The organism is Streptomyces sp. NPDC044704, assembly GCF_056433525.1.
Map to the genome: position 1 here is coordinate 139,670 of NZ_JBWKGY010000002.1, position 16,737 is coordinate 156,406.

Consider the following 16,737-nt stretch of genomic DNA (forward strand, 5'->3'; position numbering starts at 1 on the left):
CCTCAGACGGTGACGCCCGCCCGCCGGGCCACTTCCAGGGCGGCGTCCGCGTCCAGCGCGCCGCCGGCCGCCGCCAGCAGCGCGGCGACGGCGCCGGAGTCCACCGTGCGCCGCTCGGCGTGCCCCGCGAACGCGGACAGCGCCTCCCGCACCGCCGGCCCGCCGGGGGAGGCTTCGCCGAGCACGCACTCGGCCTCGTCGAGGAACTCCTCCTCCGAGTCCGCCCAGGGGGCGGCTCCGTCCAGCCCGTCGCCCATCTCGTCCGCGCGGTAGTCGACGCGGTGCCAGGCACCGTTCTCCCACCAGTAGACGAAGCCGAACATGTTGCCCGCGGCGTCCTCGCGCAGCTGGTCCCACGGCAGCCAGTCGGGCCCGCCGGCGAGGAAGTCGAGCGGCTCCGGCCCGACGTGGGTGTAGCTGCCGTCGGCGTCCTGCCCGCAGAACACGGCCCGGTCGGTCCCGCACATCCGCATGCGCCACCAGTACGATCCGCTGCCGTTCTCGCCCCAGACGCCGTCCTCGTCCAGCCAGTACTCGTCGTGGTCGCCGCGCGCGGCCGCCAGCGCCGCGAACGTCACCGCCCTCGCCCACAGGGTTCCGGCGGGATCGAGGTCCTCGGGCACGCTCGGTCGTTGCATCATGATCTCCTTTCGAACGGACACCCTCGCACAGCCCGCGTCCGCCGCCGAACCGCCGGGTTGTCCACAGGTACGGGAGTACGGAGCCGGGGTGTCGGCAGGTGCCGTTAGGCTTCTCGGATGGCCCCTTCGGACCCTTCCCCCGAGATCCCGGACGCGCTGCAGGTACTGCACCGCGTCTTCGGATACAGCTCCTTCCGCGGCGAGCAGCAGGAGATCATCGAGCAGGTCGTCGGCGGCGGAGACGCCCTCGTGCTGATGCCGACCGGCGGCGGCAAGTCGCTCTGCTACCAGATCCCGGCGCTCGTCAGAGAAGGCACGGGCGTCGTGATCTCGCCGCTCATCGCGCTGATGCAGGACCAGGTGAACGCGCTCACCGCCCTCGGCGTGCGGGCCGGCTTCCTCAACTCGACGCAGGACCCGTACGAACGGCAGGCCGTCGAGCAGGCCTTCCTCGCCGACGAACTGGACCTGCTCTACCTCGCCCCCGAGCGGCTGCGCTCGGAGGGCACGCAGCGGCTGCTCGACCGGGGCAAGGTCTCGCTCTTCGCGATCGACGAGGCGCACTGCGTCGCCCAGTGGGGCCACGACTTCCGGCCCGACTACCTGGCGCTGTCCATGCTGCACGAGCGCTGGCCGAAGGTGCCGAGGATCGCGCTGACCGCGACGGCCACCGAGGCCACCCACGCCGAGATCGTGGCGCGGCTCGGCCTGGAGGAGGCCCGGCACTTCGTCGCCAGCTTCGACCGGCCGAACATCCAGTACCGCATCGCCGCCAAGGACAACCCGCTCAAGCAGCTGCTGGAGCTGATCCGGACCGAGCACGACGGGGACGCCGGAGTCGTCTACTGCCTCTCGCGGTCCTCCGTCGAGAAGACCGCGGCGTTCCTGGTGGAACAGGGCATCGACGCCGTGGCGTACCACGCCGGCATGGACTCCCGGGCGCGCGCGGCGAACCAGGCGCGCTTCCTGCGGGAGGACGGGGTCGTCGTCGTGGCCACGATCGCCTTCGGCATGGGCATCGACAAGCCGGACGTGCGCTTCGTGGCACACCTCGACCTGCCGAAGTCGGTCGAGGGCTACTACCAGGAGACCGGCCGCGCGGGCCGCGACGGAGAGCCGGCGACGGCGTGGCTGGCGTACGGCCTTCAGGACGTGGTCCAGCAGCGCAAGCTCATCGAGGGTTCCGAGGGCGACGACGCACGCCGCCGGTCCCTGGGCATGCACCTGGACGCCATGCTCGCGCTGTGCGAGACGGTCGACTGCCGCCGGACGCGGCTGCTCGCGTACTTCGGGCAGTCGGGTGAGCCGTGCGGCAACTGCGACACGTGTCTGACGCCCGCCGAGTCCTGGGACGGGACGGTCGCGGCGCAGAAACTGCTGTCCACGGTGTGGAGGCTGGCGAAGGAACGGCGCCAGAAGTTCGGCGCCGGCCAGATCATCGACATCCTCCAGGGCAAGAAGACGGCCAAGGTCATCCAGTTCGACCACGACGGACTGTCCGTGTTCGGCGTCGGGTCCGACCTGAGCACCGCGGAGTGGCGGGGCGTCGTCCGCCAGCTGCTCGCGCAGCGGCTGCTGGCGGTGGAGGGCGATTACGGGACGCTCGTCCTGACGGACGACAGCGGTGAGGTCCTCGGAGGGCGCCGCAGCGTCCAGATGCGCAAGGAGAAGGCGCCGGCCGGCTCGTCCCGGAAGCAGTCCGGGTCGCGCCCGGGGAAGGGCGCCCGCGTGCCGGTCGACCTGCCGGCCGCTGCCGAGCCGGTGTTCCTCGCCCTCCGGGCCTGGCGGGCCGCGACCGCGCGCGAGCAGGGCGTACCGGCGTACGTCGTCTTCCACGACGCGACGCTGCGGGAGATCGCGACGCGGCTCCCGGGCACGGTCGAGGAACTCGGCACCATCGGCGGCGTCGGCGAGGCCAAGCTGGCCAAGTACGCGCAAGGAGTCCTCGACACCCTCGCGGAGTCGGCCGCGACCACCTCCGCGACCGTCCCCGCGACGGCTGCGGCGGTTCCGGCCGGAGGCGCTGCGGCCGCTCCGGCCACCGCCGCGTTCCTCTCGGCGGCCGCCGAGGAGGAGCCGCCGCACGCCGACGAACCGCCCTTCGACCCGGACGAGATCGACCCGCCCTGGGACGACTGGCAGTAGCCGCACCACGACGGCCCCCGTCCCCTCCGGTGTCGCCGGAGGGGACGGGGGCCGTGGCGTGCGCGGGGCGCGGGTGTCAGGCGCGGGCCGAGGGCTCCGGCTCGCGGTCGGCCGACCGCTCGGCGATCCGCGGGTTGCGGGACTTGAGGACCGTCCAGCCGACCGCCAGGCACAGCGCCCAGCCGGCGCCCACGTACAGGGAGACGCGGCTGTCGGGGTCGATGGCGATCAGCACGGTGACCATCAGCAGGAAGGCCAGGGCTATCCAGCTGCACACCGTGCCGCCGGGTGCGGGGAAGGACGAGGCCGGCAGCCGGCCGGCGACCACCGCGCGGCGGTAGCGGATGTGGCTGACGAGGATCATCATCCAGGTCCAGATGCCGGCCGCGGTCGCGACCGAGGTCACGTAGCCGAACGCCTTCTCCGGGACCACGTAGTTCAGGACCACGCCGATGCCCATGAGGGCGGCGGAGAGGGTGATGCCGAGCGCCGGGGTCTTGGTGGAGCTCAGCTTTCCGAGGATCTTGGGGGCCTCGGAGTTGGCGGCCAGGTCGCGCAGCATGCGGCCGGTGGAGTACATGCCGGAGTTGCAGGACGACAGGGCCGCGGTCAGGACCACGAAGTTGACGATCGCCGCGCCGGCCGGAATGCCGATCTTCGCGAAGGCCGCCACGAAGGGGCTGACGCCCGGCTCGAACTCGGTCCACTTGACGACCATCAGGATCACGCTGAGGGCGCCGACATAGAAGACGATGATGCGCCACGGCAGGGTGTTGATCGCCTTGGGGAGCGTCTTCTCCGGGTTCTCGGACTCACCCGCGGTGACGCCGACGAGCTCGACGGCGAGGTAGGCGAACATGACGCCCTGGAGGGTCATCAGGCTGGAGCCGACGCCCTTGGGGAAGATCCCGTCGAAGGCCCAGAGGTTGGAGACGGCGGCGGTGTCACCGGCCTGGCTGAACCCGAAGGTCACGACGCCGATGCCGATCACGATCATGCCGATCAGGGCGGTGACCTTGACCATCGAGAACCAGAACTCGATCTCGCCGAAGATCTTCACCGAGATGAGGTTGGCGACGAACAGGACCACCAGGAAGACCAGGGCGGTCACCCATTGCGGGAAGTCCGGGAACCAGAAGTGCACGTAGATCGCGGCCGCGGTCAGCTCGGCCATGCCGGTGACCACCCACATGAGCCAGTACGTCCAGCCGGTCACGAAACCGAAGAACGGACCGAGGAACTCACGGGCGTACTCCGCGAACGAACCCGAGACGGGCCGGTACAGGAGCAGTTCGCCGAGCGCCCTCATGATGAAGAAGACGATGACGCCGGCGAGGGCGTACATGAGGATGAGACTGGGCCCGGCCTTCGCGATGTTCGCGCCGGCACCCAGGAAGAGGCCGACGCCGATGGCGCCGCCGATGGCGATCATCTGGACCTGGCGGCTGTTGAGGCCGCGTTCGTAGCCCTCCTCGGGCGTGCCGCCCGTGGTCGCGTCGCCGTCGTCTCCGCGGTGCTGTTCAACCTGCGTCGAGGTCATGCTGTGGTGCGCCTTTCCGCTCCATGTAGACCCGCGCCGTCCTCGGCCGCGGATCGGGTTCCGATCCCCCGGATGCTGATGGAGTTGCTGCCGGCGGTCGGCCGGCTCCAGCGCCTCTGCTCGGACGTGGGTGGTCCGGCAAACGGTCGTGAAGATGTACCACGCCATTCGGCCGAAAACCGTGGTGTACATCACCGGCAAATCCCCCATTGGCCCGTGATCAGGCCGAAAGACCCTTGCGTGGTCACGGGATCGTTATCCGGATCTGAGGATCTGCTGAGCGAACACACAGTGACATCGAGGCAATGCGTGACACGCGCACTGCCCGTGCGGTACCCCGCCGCCACGCAGCGTGCGCCGCGGGCGCGGACCCCCGCCGCGGGGGCGCGTACACCCGGTGTGAGGGGGTCGTCACGTCGTGCGCCTTCCGAAAACCTGCACATCGTGTGCGCGATCGCGACGGCCCGCCTGATCGGGCCAGCGGTATGTCGGATATGCCCCATCCGCTTGATGCCGGTTTGATCGTTTCCGTTCCGTGTAAGCAACGGACGGCCCGTATGTGTTACTCGATCTTGTGAAGAAGCCGTCACCATTCGGTGAATCAAACTCCACCTCTCTCTTCAGAGGTGACCATCCACCCGTGATGGGGCGTCAACGGGATTGGGTGGGCAGCGCGTTCGCGTGCTTACATCTGCGCATTGCGGCAGTCCGGAATGGCGGCCGAGTTTCGGGCCGTCGGGCCGCCGGGCTGCCGCGGTAATGAATTCATCCCCCCAATGAAAGGTGCGCATCATGCGTAACGACCTTGAGACCCGTGAGATCGCCGACACCGAGCTGGACGCCGTCTCCGGCGGCATCATCGGCATCTCCGGCGGCCTCGGCGGCGCCGTGACCAGCGATGTCAGCGACGTCGTGGGTGTCGTGGGCTCCCTCCACACCGTCCAGGCCGCGCAGGGCCTCGTCTCCAACGTCCCCGGTCTCGTCACGGGCATCACCGGTGTTTCGGTGAACACCGGTCGCGTCGGTCTCTGATCGTCATTTCCCCATGAACCCCGGAGCGTCCCCCACGGCTCCGGGGTTCCTGGCTGCCCGCGCCCGGCCGATACGAATGCAGTCGAAGGAATAGTCCGTGCAGTTTCGACAAAAGGCTCTTTCCAAGCTGCAATCGCCCGAAGAACTCGACCTGCCCGTCCGCTTCGCACGCCCGCAGGGGCGGCTCGTCCTGGCCGTCACGGTCATCGTCATGGCCGCCGCGAGTTTCTGGGCCTTCACCGGCACCGTGTCCTCCAAGCTGAGCGCACCCGGCATCCTCACCCGCGCCGAGGGCAGCTACGTACTGCAGACCCCCGTCGCGGGACAGGTGACCGCGGTCCTCGCCGAGGAGGGCCGGCTGCTGGACGCCGGCGCACCCCTGCTCACCGTCCGTACCGAACAGGGGGACCGCCCCGTGCGCGTGGTGACCGCCGGCCGGCTGACGGCACTGGTCGCCAAGGTGGGTTCCGTCGTCGCCACCGGCGCGGACGTGGCCACCGTGGAACGCGTGAAGGATCCGCGGGACCCGCTCGTCGCCGTGCTGTACGTGCCGGGCGCCGGCGGACCGGCGATCCCCGTCGGCGCCGAGGTCGACCTGAGCGTCCAGTCCGTCCCGCACCAGCGGTTCGGCATGCTGCGCGGCCGCGTCGAGACGGTCGGCCGCGCGCCCCAGACACGGGCGCAGATCGGCGGCTTCCTGGGCGACGACGCCCTCGCCGAACAGTTCTCCCGCCAGGGCGACCAGGTCATCGCGGTGGTCGTACGGCTCGAACCCTCCTCCACCCCGTCCGGCTACCGGTGGTCCTCCGGGGACGGGCCCCCGTACGACGTCGAATCCAGGACGCCGGTCACCGGATCCGTCCACCTCGTCGAGCAGCGCCCCGTCGACTGGCTGCTGCCGTGACCGCGCCACAGCTCCCGCCGGCTGGCCGCCGACGCCACCGCCCCGACCCCAAGGGCGGAACCCGCCGCAGGCCCGCGCCCGCCCCCAGGGGTAGGACGCCCCGCCCCGTACGCACCCCCACCGTGCTGCAGATGGAAGCCGTGGAGTGCGGCGCCGCCGCCCTCGCCATGGTGCTCGGCCACCACGGCCGCTTCGTCCCCCTCGAAGAACTGCGCATCGCCTGCGGCGTCTCCCGCGACGGCTCCCGCGCCAGCAACCTCCTCAAGGCCGCCCGCGGATACGGGCTGAAGGCCAAGGGCATGCAGATGGACCTGGCCGCGCTCGCCGAGGAGAGCGCCCCCGCCATCCTCTTCTGGGAGTTCAACCACTACGTCGTCTACGACGGCACGGGCCGCCGGCTCGGCCGCAGGGGCGTCTACGTCAACGACCCCGGCAAGGGACGCCGGTTCGTCCCCATGGACGAGTTCGACACCAGCTTCACCGGCGTCGTACTCACCTTCGAACCCGGCGACGGCTTCCGCCGCGGCGGCCGCAAGCCGGGCGTCCTCGGCGCCATGCCGGCCCGCCTGCGGGGCACTTCGGGGACCATGGCCGCCGCCGTGCTCTCCAGCCTCCTCCTGGTGGCCGTGGGCGCGACGGTGCCGGCCCTGAGCCGCACCTACATCGACATGTTCCTCATCGGGGAGCAGACGTCCCTGCTGGGCGTCCTGTTCGCCTCGATGGCCGTCGCCCTCGTACTCACTGCGACGCTCACCGCACTCCAACAGGCCAACCTGCTGCGCGGGCGCATCATCTCCTCGACCCTGGGCGGCGCCCGCTTCTTCCGGCACCTGCTCAGGCTTCCCGTCGCCTTCTACTCCCAGCGCAACCCGGCCGACCTGGTCCAGCGCCTCCAGTCCAACGACGCGGTCGCCGAGACCCTCGCCCGGGACCTGGCCGCCGCGGGCGTCGACGCCGTCGTGATCGTGATCTACGCGGTGCTGCTGTGGGCGTACGACCCGCAGCTCACCCTCGTCGGCGTGGCCGTGGCACTGCTCAACGTGGTGGCCATGCGGATCGTGATCCGGCTGAGGGCCACCGGCACCCAGAAGCTGCGCGCCGAGAGCGCGCGGCTGACCAACACCTCCTACAGCGGTCTCCAGCTCATCGAGACGATGAAGGCCACGGGCGGTGAGAACGGCTTCTTCCGCCGCTGGGCCGGACAGCACGCCGTCACCCTCGACGTGCAGCAACGGCTCGGCGTGCCCAGCGCGTGGCTCGCGCTCGCCGCCCCCACGCTCGCGGCGTTCAACAGCGCGCTGATCCTGATGATCGGCGGGCTGCGGGCGGTGGAGGGCCACCTCACCGTGGGTCTGCTCGTCGCGTTCCAGGCCCTGGTGACCAGCTTCACCGCGCCGATCTCCCGCCTGGGCGGCGTCGTCGGACGGATCCAGGACTTCGCCGCCGACGTGGCCCGCCTCAAGGACGTCGAGAACTTTCCCGTCGACCCGGTCCACTCCCGGCGCGAACCCGCCGCCGGCACCCGCCGCCTCAAGGGCCATGTGGAGCTGGACCACGTCACCTTCGGCTACAGCCCGTTGGACGCCCCGCTGCTCACGGACTTCTCGCTCTCGGTCGGCCCCGGGCAGCAGGTCGCGCTCGTCGGCGGCTCCGGCAGCGGCAAGTCCACCGTCTCCCGGCTGATCTCCGGCCTGCACGCCCCCTGGGAGGGGGCCGTCCGCATCGACGGGATGCGGCTGGAGGACATTCCGCGCGGCGCGCTGGCCGCCTCCGTCTCCTTCGTCGACCAGGACGTCTTCCTCTTCGAGGGAACCGTCCGGGACAACGTCACGCTGTGGGACCCCTCCATCCCGGACGAGGCCGTCATCGCGGCCCTGGAGGACGCCGCCGTGCACGACGTCGTCGCCCGCCGTCCCGGCGGCATCCACAGCCGCGTCGAACAGGACGGCCGCAACTTCTCCGGCGGCCAGCGGCAGCGCCTGGAAATCGCCCGCGCGCTGGTGCGCCGCCCCAGCGTCATGGTCCTCGACGAGGTCACCAGCGCCCTGGACGCGGTGACCGAGCAGGTCATCATCGACAACCTGCGCCGGCGCGGCTGCGCCTGCGTGGTCATCGCCCACCGGCTGAGCACGGTGCGCGACAGCGACGAGATCGTGGTGCTCGACCGGGGCACCGTCGTCGAACGCGGGCGCCACGAGCACCTGCTCGCCGCACGGGGCCCGTACGCCGAACTGGTCAAGGAGCACTGAGGTGACGTACGCACACCACGCCACCACCGCCGGCCAGTGGGGCGGCGCCCCGGCCCCGGACCCCGTCGTGGCGGCCCTGGGCGCACTGGGCTCGCCCGTCGACTGCGCGGGCGTGCGCAGCCTGTCCCTGGAGGGCCCGCTCGTCCTGTGGCTCGTCGTGGAGGGCGAGCTGGACCTCTTCGCCGTCGACGCCGCACATGCCGGGCACTGGCACTTCCTGGGCCGGCTGGAACCGGGCACGCTGCTGCTGGGCCCGGCCGAGGGCCCCGACCACACCCTCGTCGGCCGCCCCCTCCAGGGGTGCCGGCTGCGGCGCGTCGAACTGCGGGAGCTCCACCGCCCCGAGTACGGCGGCCCGTTCCCCGACGACCGGTTCCAGGGCGGACCGTGGTACGCCGACCAAGCGCAGTACGAGGCCGCCGCAGGACGGCCGAGCCCACTGGAGGACGCCTTCGCGCGCGGCGTGGGCCGCGGCCTGCGCGTACTCTGCCAGGCACCGCTGGACGGCGGCGCCGGCGCCGCCGGACACGACGGGGCCGACGAGGACATCCTGTGGATGCGGGTCACCCCGGGCAGCGTGCAGTACGGCGCCGTGTACGAGGCGGAGGCGGTGGGCACCCTCCTCGTCGACGCGGCGATGTGGCAGGGCATGGTCGACCAGCAGCACCGCCTGCTGTACGCCCTCGACGGCTGGATCGAGCAGCTGGAGCGTGCGCACGAGGACCGGACGGCGGCCGGGATCGAGGCGGGCCGGGCCGCCCGCACCCAGGCGGACCGGACCCTGCTGGCGTCCATCGTCCGCGCCGGCCGGGACTCCCACCGGACCGCGAGCGCCGACGCGACCTTCGCCGTCTGCCGCCTGGTCGCCGACGCGGCCCGCATCCCGCTGACCGAACCGGGCGGAGCCGACGGCTCCGGCGACCAGGCCGATCCCGTCGAACGCATCGCCCTCGCCTCGCGGATCCGCACCCGCGCGGTCAGGCTCCGCGGACCCTGGTGGCGGGAGAACACCGGCCCGCTCGTGGGCCGGCGCGAGAAGGACGGTACGCCGGTCGCCCTGCTGTGGCGGCGCGGCGGATACGAGGCGGTCGACCCCGCCACCGGCACGCGCGAGCGCGTCGGCAAGGCGAACGGCGACGCCTTCGAACCGCGTGCCGTCATGCTGTACCGCCCGCTGCCCGACGGGCCGGTGGGCCTGCCGGCCCTGCTCCGCTTCAGCGTGCGCGGCACCCTCCCGGAACTGCGCAGCCTCCTGACGGGAGGGCTGGTCGCCGTGGTCCTGGGCGCACTGGTGCCGATCGCGACCGGCCGGGTACTCGGCCGGTACGTCCCGCAGGCCGAGACCGGCCTCATCGTGCAGACCGGGCTGGCACTGATCGCGACCGGCATCGTCTCGGCCGTGTTCATGCTGCTCCAGAACACCTCCCTCCTGCGGATGGAGGGCCGCATCGAGGCCACCTTGCAGCCGGCCGTCTGGGACCGGCTGCTGCGGCTGCCGACGAAGTTCTTCGCCGGCCGCTCCACCGGCGAACTGGCCGGCGCGGCGATGGGCATCAGCGCCATCCGCCGCATCCTGTCCGGCATCGGCCCGGTCTGCGTACAGGCGGGCGCGGTCGGCGCGGTCAACCTCGTACTGCTGCTCGTCTACAGCGTGCCGCTGGCCATGGCGGCGCTCGCCATGCTGGTCGGCGTCGCGGGCGTCTTCCTCGCCCTCGGACTGTGGCAGCTGCGCCACCAGCGCCGGCTGATCGCGCTCGGCCACCGGCTCAACAACCAGGCCTTCCAGACCCTGCGCGGCCTGCCCAAGCTCCGCGTCGCCGCCGCCGAGAGCTTCGCGTACGCCGCCTGGGCGCGGGAGTTCGCCCGTACCCGCGACCTGCAACAGCGCATCGGCCGGATACAGAACGTCATCACGGTCCTGGGCGCCGTCTACCTTCCGCTGTGCACGCTGGTGATGTTCGTCCTGCTGGCCGGACCCGCCCGCGGCGCCATGTCCGCCGGCGAGTTCCTCACCTTCAGCACCGCGCTGACGATGCTGCTGTCCTCGGTCACGCAGCTGACCGGCGCGCTCATATCGGCCGCCGCGGTGCTGCCGATGTTCGAACAGATCAGACCGCTCCTGCGGGAGACGCCCGAGGTGGTCCGCTCCAGTACCCGGCCGGGCGAGCTGACCGGGGCCGTCGAGGCCAGGAACCTGTCGTACCGCTACACGGACGACGGCCCGCTCGTCCTCGACGACGTCAGTCTCCGGGTCGGCCAGGGGGAGTTCGTCGCGATCGTCGGGGCCAGCGGCTGCGGCAAGTCGACCCTGCTGCGGATGCTCATCGGCTTCGACAAGCCCGTCTCCGGCAGCGTGCTGTACGACGGGCAGGACCTGGCGGCGCTCGACCAGGCGGCCGTGCGCCGCCAGTGCGGAGTCGTCCTGCAGAACGCCCAGCCCTTCACCGGCTCGATCCTCGACTGCATCTGCGGCGCCGGGACGTACTCGCTCGAAGAGGCGTGGGAAGCCGCCGCGATGGCGGGCCTCGCGGACGACGTCAAGGCCATGCCGATGGGAATGCACACCATGCTGTCCGACGGCGGAGGTACCGTCTCGGGCGGCCAGCGCCAGCGCCTGATGATCGCCCAGGCCCTCATCCGCAAGCCGCGCATCCTGTTCTTCGACGAGGCCACCAGCGCACTGGACAACGAAACCCAGCGCGTGGTCGTCGAATCCACCCGCGCCCTGAACGCCACCCGCGTCGTGATCGCCCACCGGCTCTCCACGGTCATGGGCGCGGACCGCGTGATCGCCATGGCGGACGGCCGCATCGTCCAGCAGGGCCCGCCCGCCGAACTGCTCGCCGACACCACGGGCCTCTTCCACGACCTGGTCCGCCGTCAGCTGCGATGACGGTCGGCGTTTCATCGGGATGTCATCGCCCGCTGCCACTGTCGTCGGGTGACCTCGGCCGACCGCGTCCCCCGACGGGAAGCGGACGCGCGGGCCGACTACCTGGGGAGGATCGCGATGCGAGCAAGAAGGACCGCGGCCGTGTTGTCCGGGCTTCTGCTGACGGCCGGGCTGTCAGTGGCACAGGAGTCCGCAGCGCAAGCGGCGGCCCCGTGCGAGGGCACCTACACGATCGTCGTCGGCGGCACCGGCAGCTCGTGGAACAACGACGGCTTCTACGGCAACATCCAGCAGCACGTCGGCTACCCCACCCAGATCCCCAACGGCGCGAGCGCCCGGGCGGGCGTCAACGAGCTGAACCGGCTGGTCCGCGACCAGCGTGCCGCCTGCCCCGGCCAGCACGTCAAGATGGGCGGCTACTCCCTGGGCGCCGCGGTGGTCCACACCTGGGTCACCGAGAACTGGCAGACGTTCGACAACGTCAACGCCATCCTCATCGCCGACCCCAAGCGCCAGGGCCCTCCCGGCGCCAACGGCGGATCCGTGCCGTTCGGCGGGATCATCGGTGCGCCGCTCGCCGGCGCCGACAGGTTCTTCGGCAACGTGCCGGTCAAGACGATCTGCCACTGGGACTACGTCTGCGACGAGTCCGCCGGCATCTGGACCTACCCGAACAACCACGTCAGGAACTACCCCGAAGACTTCAACATGGACCACCACAACGACGGCGCCAACGAGCAGTGGTACAACGGCGCCTGGTACCCCGCCTAGGCCGTCTCTGCCCGCGGAACCTCCGCCCACCACCTGCCGCCGGCCCGGGCGAACCGGCCGGCGGCAGGTGGTGACGCGTCCGCGCCGCACCGCTACCGCGCGGCTCCGGCGAGACCGAGACCGGCTTCGTCCCCGCGCAGGATCATCCGTTGCGTCCGCCGCAGCATCCCGCTCGGGGGAACCCCCAGGGCGTCCGCCAGCCGGCCACGGACGCGCCCGAACACGGCCAGCGCGTCCGCCTGCCGGCCGCCACGGTAGAGCGCCCGCATCAGCATCGCGGCCACCGGCTCGTTCAGGGGGTTGGCCGCGGACAGCGCGAACAGCTCGGCGGTCGCTTCGGAGCACTGGCCCAGGCGCAGCCGGCACTCCGCCCTCCGCTGCGCGAGGGCGATCCGGCGCTCCGTGAGCCGGAGCCGTTCCAGTTCGGCGAGGGGCCCCGGAAGGCCGGCCAGGAGTTCCCCGCGGAACAGGTCCAGCGCCCGCGAACACAGGCGGACCGCCTCTGCCGGGTCGCCCGCCCGCTCCGCCGCCCCGACGCCGGCGACCAGGTCCTCCAGGCGGGCCACGTCCACGTTGACCGTGCCGGAGACCAGCCGGTAACCACGCCGGTCGTGCTCGATGACCGGGTCGGGACCGTCCCCGGCACGCAGGGCCTTGCGCAGCCGGTACACGTACACCGGCACCACGTTCGCGAGCGGCTGCTCCGTCCCCCATACGCCGTCGAGCAGCTTCTGCCGGCTGAGGGTCCGCCCCGCGCACAGGGTCAGCGCCGCCAGTACGGCTTGCTGGCGGAAGGGCCCCAGGTCCAAGGGCCGCCCGCCCTGCCATGCCTGCACCGGTCCGAGCACGGAGATCTGTACCTGCGGCCCGGCCGCGCGGCCCGCGCCGATCCGCGGTGCCCGGCTCACCCGCCGCGTCCGGGGGCCGCGTCCGGGGACGACCAGGCCGCTGTCGAAGGCGTGGACGATGGCGGCGGCCCGGTCGCGCAGACCGAGCCTCACGAGGATCCGCGCGAGGTGTTCGGCCACGGCCTCCTCGGGGAGGGCGAGGGCGGCGGCGATCTCGTCGTCCCGCAGGCCCCGTCCGACCGCGCACAGCACCTCGCGCTCCTGGGGCCCGAGCACGGGGACGGGGGCGGTCGGCCGGTCGGTGGTGGCGGTCGTCGGCAACGCTGCTCCCCGGGCTCCGGACTGGTCGTACTGGCGGACGCCGTCGACAAGGTAGGGGCGGGAGCGCGGGGCGGGGCATCCGGAAGGATCCGGAGTGACACGCGCCGGGGAGTGTAGCGAAACTGGCGGCGGGCGCCCGTACCGCGAGCGCGGCGCCCGTCAGGCGTCGAAGCGGTGGCGGGAGGCTTCGATGTGGCCGAGGTACCGGTGGGTCCAGTCGCACATGCCGTCGATCGTCACCCGCAGGGCCCGGCCCGGCTCGGTGAGGGCGTACTCGACGCGGGGCGGAACGACGGGGTGCACCGTGCGCTCGATCAGGCCGTAGCGCTCCAGCATGCGCAGGTTCTGGGTGAGCATCTTGTGGCTGATGCCCTCGACCTCGCCCCGCACCTCGGTGAAACGCAGGGTGCGTTCGCCCAGCGCCTCGATGATCAGGAGCGCCCATTTGTTGGCGACGTCCGAGAAGATCTCCCGCGCCAGGGAGTCCGCGCGCCTGAGGTCCGCGTCCTCGGGCGAGCCGCTGTACTGCTTGGTCACCTTGAGGTTCCCCCGTCACCGAAAAGTGCGTTCTTCCATGTCAGCGGCCACTCTCCTACGGTTCTCCAGTAACCACAAGAGAGCGACTCGCTCAGCGAACGGAGGCTGGCAGCATGGCCGTCACCCTGGTGAACCCCAACGGACTGCCCGAAATAGACGTCTACCGGCAGGTGTCCATCTCGACCGGGTCGAAGCTGGTCTTCATCGCCGGGCAGGTCGCCTGGGACGCCGACGGTGCCCCGATCGGGGAAGGCGACCTCGCCGCACAGGTCGAGCAGTGCTACCTCAACATCGCCACCGCCCTGGCCGGGGCCGGCGCCTCCTTCGCCGACGTGGCGAAACTGACCGTCTACGTCGTCGACTGGACCCCCGACAAGATGCCCCTGCTGTTGGAGGGGATCGCCCGGGCGGGCGCGGTACTGGGCGTCACGCCGGTCCCGCCCGCCAGCATGCTGGGCGTCGCGGCACTGGACGTCCCCGAGCACCTGGTCGAGATCGAAGCCATCGCCGTCCTCGACTGAACGGGCCCGGCCCGCCAGGGGCGGCCTAGGAGTTGCTCCACCCGGTCGTCGCGGAATACGAGTCGAGCAGGTCCACCACGAAGACCAGGGTCGAGCCCGGCGGGATCAACGGTGAGGGGGACTGGTTGCCGTAGCCGAGACGCGGGGGAACGATGATCTCGCGCCGGCCGCCCACCTTCATCCCCTTCACCCCCCGGTCCCAGCCCTTGATGACCCTGCCACTGCCCAGAGCGAACTTGAACGGCTCGCCCCGGTCCCAGGAGGCGTCGAACTCCTTCCCGGACGCGAAGGTCACCCCGACGTAGTGGACCCTGACCACCATGCCCGGCTTCACCTCGGCGCCGTCCCCGACGACCAGGTCCCGGGTGGTCAGCTCGGCAGGAGCGTCACCCTCCGGAACCACGACCTCGGGCTTCGTCGGTTCACTCATCGCAGCCTCATCACTCTCCGTCGAAAGCCCCGGCCCGGACCGGCCGGACCCGTGGACACCCGTACAACAGAGGACCACGCTACCGAGAAGGCCGGCGATCGCGTCCGCAAGGCCGTTGCGCGGGCGGTCCGTCCGGGTCGTTCGTCAGGCGACGACCTCGGAAGCCGTCGTACCCGACTCCGCGGACGCCTCTCGGACGCGACCATTTAAGATGTCGGCCGCGCGTTGACGTCACATGCGGTGACGTCACGCCGGGCGTGCCTCGTGTGCGGTCTCGCGTCCGTGAGCCGTCCGACCGGATGCGCCCGGCAGCTGTTCCTACGGGGGAGAACTTCGGTGTTCGGAATCATCAGACCATGCCGTCATCGCCTGGGCGAGGGCCTGCGTACCGAGTGGATGGCGCACCTGTGCGGGCTGTGCCTGGCTTTGCGCAGCGAGTACGGGCAGTTCGCGAGGGTGGCCACCAACTACGACGGCCTGATCGTCTCGGTGCTGACCGAAGCGCAGTCGGAGCGCACGGGGGACTGGCGGCGGGGGGCCGGTCCGTGCCCGCTGCGCGGGATGCGGTCGGCGGACGTGGCGCAGGGTGAGGGTGCGCGGCTGGCGGCGACGGTGTCGCTGGTGCTGGCCGCGGCGAAGATGCGTGACCACGCCGCCGACGGCGACGGCTTGGTGGGGCGCCGCCCGGTGGCGCTGGCGGCACGCCGGATAGCCGACAACTGGGACCGGGCGGGCCTCGCGGGCGGCGAACGACTCGGCTTCGACACCGCGCTGCTGCTCGGGGCGGTCGAGCGCCAGCCGGACATCGAGCGGTCGACCGGCCCCGGTGGCTCGCTGCTGACCGTCACGGAACCCGCGGAGACGGCGACCGCGGCCGCCTTCTCGTACACCGCGGTGCTCACGGACCGCCCGGGCAACGCCGAACCGCTGGCGGAAGCCGGCCGTCTCTTCGGCCGGCTGGCGCATCTGCTGGACGCGGTGGAGGACCTGGACGCGGACGAGGCGTCCGGCGCGTGGAACCCGATCGCCGTGACCGGAGCGGACCGGGCCGAGGTGCGCCGGCTCTGCGACGACGCCGTCCGTGGCATCCGACTCGCCCTGTCCGACGCCGTGTTCGTCGACGGCCGGCTGGTGCAGGCGCTCCTGGGCGGCGAGTTGGAACGGGCCGTCGACCGGGTCTTCGACCCTCGGCATCGTCACCACCAGCACCGCCGCCAGGTGCGGGGCCCGCGCATGCTGCCCTGGCTGGGACGCCGTGCGGAGACGGAAACGCCCGCGGGGACCGGTACGGGCGCGGCCTGTGGCGTGGGGGAGCTTGCGGGCGCGGCCCCGGAGGGCGCGGTGACGGCGTCGGTCCGGCATCCGGAGGGACAGTGCCGGCGGTGTCGCGAATGGGGCCGGTTGTGCCGCGACTGCAGGTTGTGCCCACGGTGCTGCCGCTGCGGCGACGACGCCGGCCAGGATGACGGCGAGCCCTTGCAGTTCGGCGACGGCAACCGCAACGGCGGTGCGAGCCGGGATGGTTCCGGCAGGGACGGTTCCGGTGGTGACGGCTGGTTCGGCGGCCACGGCGGCGGCTCGGGCGGCTCCTCCGGCGGTTCGGGCGGCGGTCACGGCTCCGGCGGCTCCGGTGGTTCCGGCGGTGGCTCGGGTGACGGCTGCGGGGGCGGCGGTGGCTGCTGCAATCCGTGCAAGTGCTGCTGCGACTGCTGCGACTGAACGACGGATGAGCCCGGCTCCCCGCCCGGCGGGGAACCGGGTGCCCCGGCTGGAAGTGCGGCGGAGGACGGCTGGAGGGGCGGGCCGGTGCCGGCCGAGGGAGGCCGGAGCGGCGGCCGGGATTGCCCTCGTGGACCCCTCCGCCGCTGGGAACGGTCGGCAAAATGGCTTGAGCCCGGGCGGCGG

Annotated in this window: 13 protein-coding genes; 8 read left to right on the plus strand and 5 right to left on the minus strand. The window is 71.9% G+C overall.

The annotated features are described in order from the left end of the window. Positions 1 to 2: 2 nt before the first annotated feature. Positions 3 to 641, minus strand: coding sequence for a hypothetical protein (locus AC07B0_RS04990; RefSeq protein ID WP_356870215.1), 639 nt, complete (start codon positions 639 to 641; stop codon positions 3 to 5). Positions 642 to 758: 117 nt separating this feature from the next. Here AC07B0_RS04990 and recQ point away from each other — a divergent pair, with 117 nt between their 5' ends. Beyond that, positions 759 to 2,786, plus strand: a complete 2,028-nt coding sequence (recQ, locus tag AC07B0_RS04995) for a DNA helicase RecQ (protein WP_478896800.1) — start codon at positions 759 to 761, stop codon at positions 2,784 to 2,786. A gap of 76 nt (positions 2,787 to 2,862) precedes the next feature. On the opposite strand, the gene AC07B0_RS05000 is transcribed toward recQ, so the two are convergent. Next, on the minus strand, positions 2,863 to 4,326 hold the full coding sequence (locus tag AC07B0_RS05000) for an amino acid permease (RefSeq protein WP_467293650.1): 1,464 nt from the start codon (positions 4,324 to 4,326) through the stop codon (positions 2,863 to 2,865). 792 nt (positions 4,327 to 5,118) lie between these two features. Here AC07B0_RS05000 and AC07B0_RS05005 point away from each other — a divergent pair. The 5 genes from AC07B0_RS05005 (at position 5,119) to AC07B0_RS05025 (ending at position 12,175) form a co-directional block, all read left to right on the plus strand. Further along, a complete protein-coding gene (locus AC07B0_RS05005; RefSeq protein ID WP_356870221.1) occupies positions 5,119 to 5,358 on the plus strand; it encodes a hypothetical protein in 240 nt (79 codons plus the stop codon). Positions 5,359 to 5,455: 97 nt separating this feature from the next. Then, on the plus strand, positions 5,456 to 6,262 hold the full coding sequence (locus AC07B0_RS05010) for a hypothetical protein (RefSeq protein ID WP_469377642.1): 807 nt from the start codon (positions 5,456 to 5,458) through the stop codon (positions 6,260 to 6,262). Next, positions 6,259 to 8,511 (plus strand): NHLP family bacteriocin export ABC transporter peptidase/permease/ATPase subunit, encoded by a 2,253-nt coding sequence (locus tag AC07B0_RS05015; RefSeq protein ID WP_356870225.1) that lies wholly within the window; start codon positions 6,259 to 6,261, stop codon positions 8,509 to 8,511. Before AC07B0_RS05010 ends, AC07B0_RS05015 begins: the two co-directional genes overlap by 4 nt. Before the next feature lies 1 nt (position 8,512). Further along, entirely contained in the window at positions 8,513 to 11,404 is a 2,892-nt protein-coding gene (locus AC07B0_RS05020; protein WP_478896802.1) for an NHLP bacteriocin export ABC transporter permease/ATPase subunit, read from the plus strand. A 117-nt stretch (positions 11,405 to 11,521) separates the two neighbouring features. After that, a complete protein-coding gene (locus AC07B0_RS05025; RefSeq protein WP_356870229.1) occupies positions 11,522 to 12,175 on the plus strand; it encodes a cutinase family protein in 654 nt (217 codons plus the stop codon). Between the two features lie 92 nt (positions 12,176 to 12,267). Here the strand turns inward: AC07B0_RS05025 and AC07B0_RS05030 are convergent, their stop codons facing one another. Beyond that, positions 12,268 to 13,344: a BTAD domain-containing putative transcriptional regulator gene (locus AC07B0_RS05030; protein ID WP_478896804.1), complete on the minus strand. Its 1,077-nt coding sequence runs from the start codon at positions 13,342 to 13,344 to the stop codon at positions 12,268 to 12,270. A gap of 159 nt (positions 13,345 to 13,503) precedes the next feature. Then, a complete protein-coding gene (locus tag AC07B0_RS05035; RefSeq protein WP_356870233.1) occupies positions 13,504 to 13,881 on the minus strand; it encodes a winged helix-turn-helix transcriptional regulator in 378 nt (125 codons plus the stop codon). A gap of 113 nt (positions 13,882 to 13,994) precedes the next feature. On the opposite strand from AC07B0_RS05035, the gene AC07B0_RS05040 reads away from it, so the two are divergent. Continuing rightward, positions 13,995 to 14,402: a RidA family protein gene (locus tag AC07B0_RS05040; protein WP_478896806.1), complete on the plus strand. Its 408-nt coding sequence runs from the start codon at positions 13,995 to 13,997 to the stop codon at positions 14,400 to 14,402. A gap of 25 nt (positions 14,403 to 14,427) precedes the next feature. Here the strand turns inward: AC07B0_RS05040 and AC07B0_RS05045 are convergent, their stop codons facing one another. Beyond that, complete coding sequence (locus AC07B0_RS05045; protein ID WP_356870237.1) at positions 14,428 to 14,832, minus strand: FKBP-type peptidyl-prolyl cis-trans isomerase; 405 nt, start codon at positions 14,830 to 14,832, stop codon at positions 14,428 to 14,430. Between the two features lie 336 nt (positions 14,833 to 15,168). Between AC07B0_RS05045 and AC07B0_RS05050 the strand changes: the two genes are divergently transcribed. Further along, positions 15,169 to 16,551, plus strand: a complete 1,383-nt coding sequence (locus AC07B0_RS05050) for a DUF5685 family protein (RefSeq protein ID WP_478896808.1) — start codon at positions 15,169 to 15,171, stop codon at positions 16,549 to 16,551. Positions 16,552 to 16,737 lie beyond the last annotated feature (186 nt).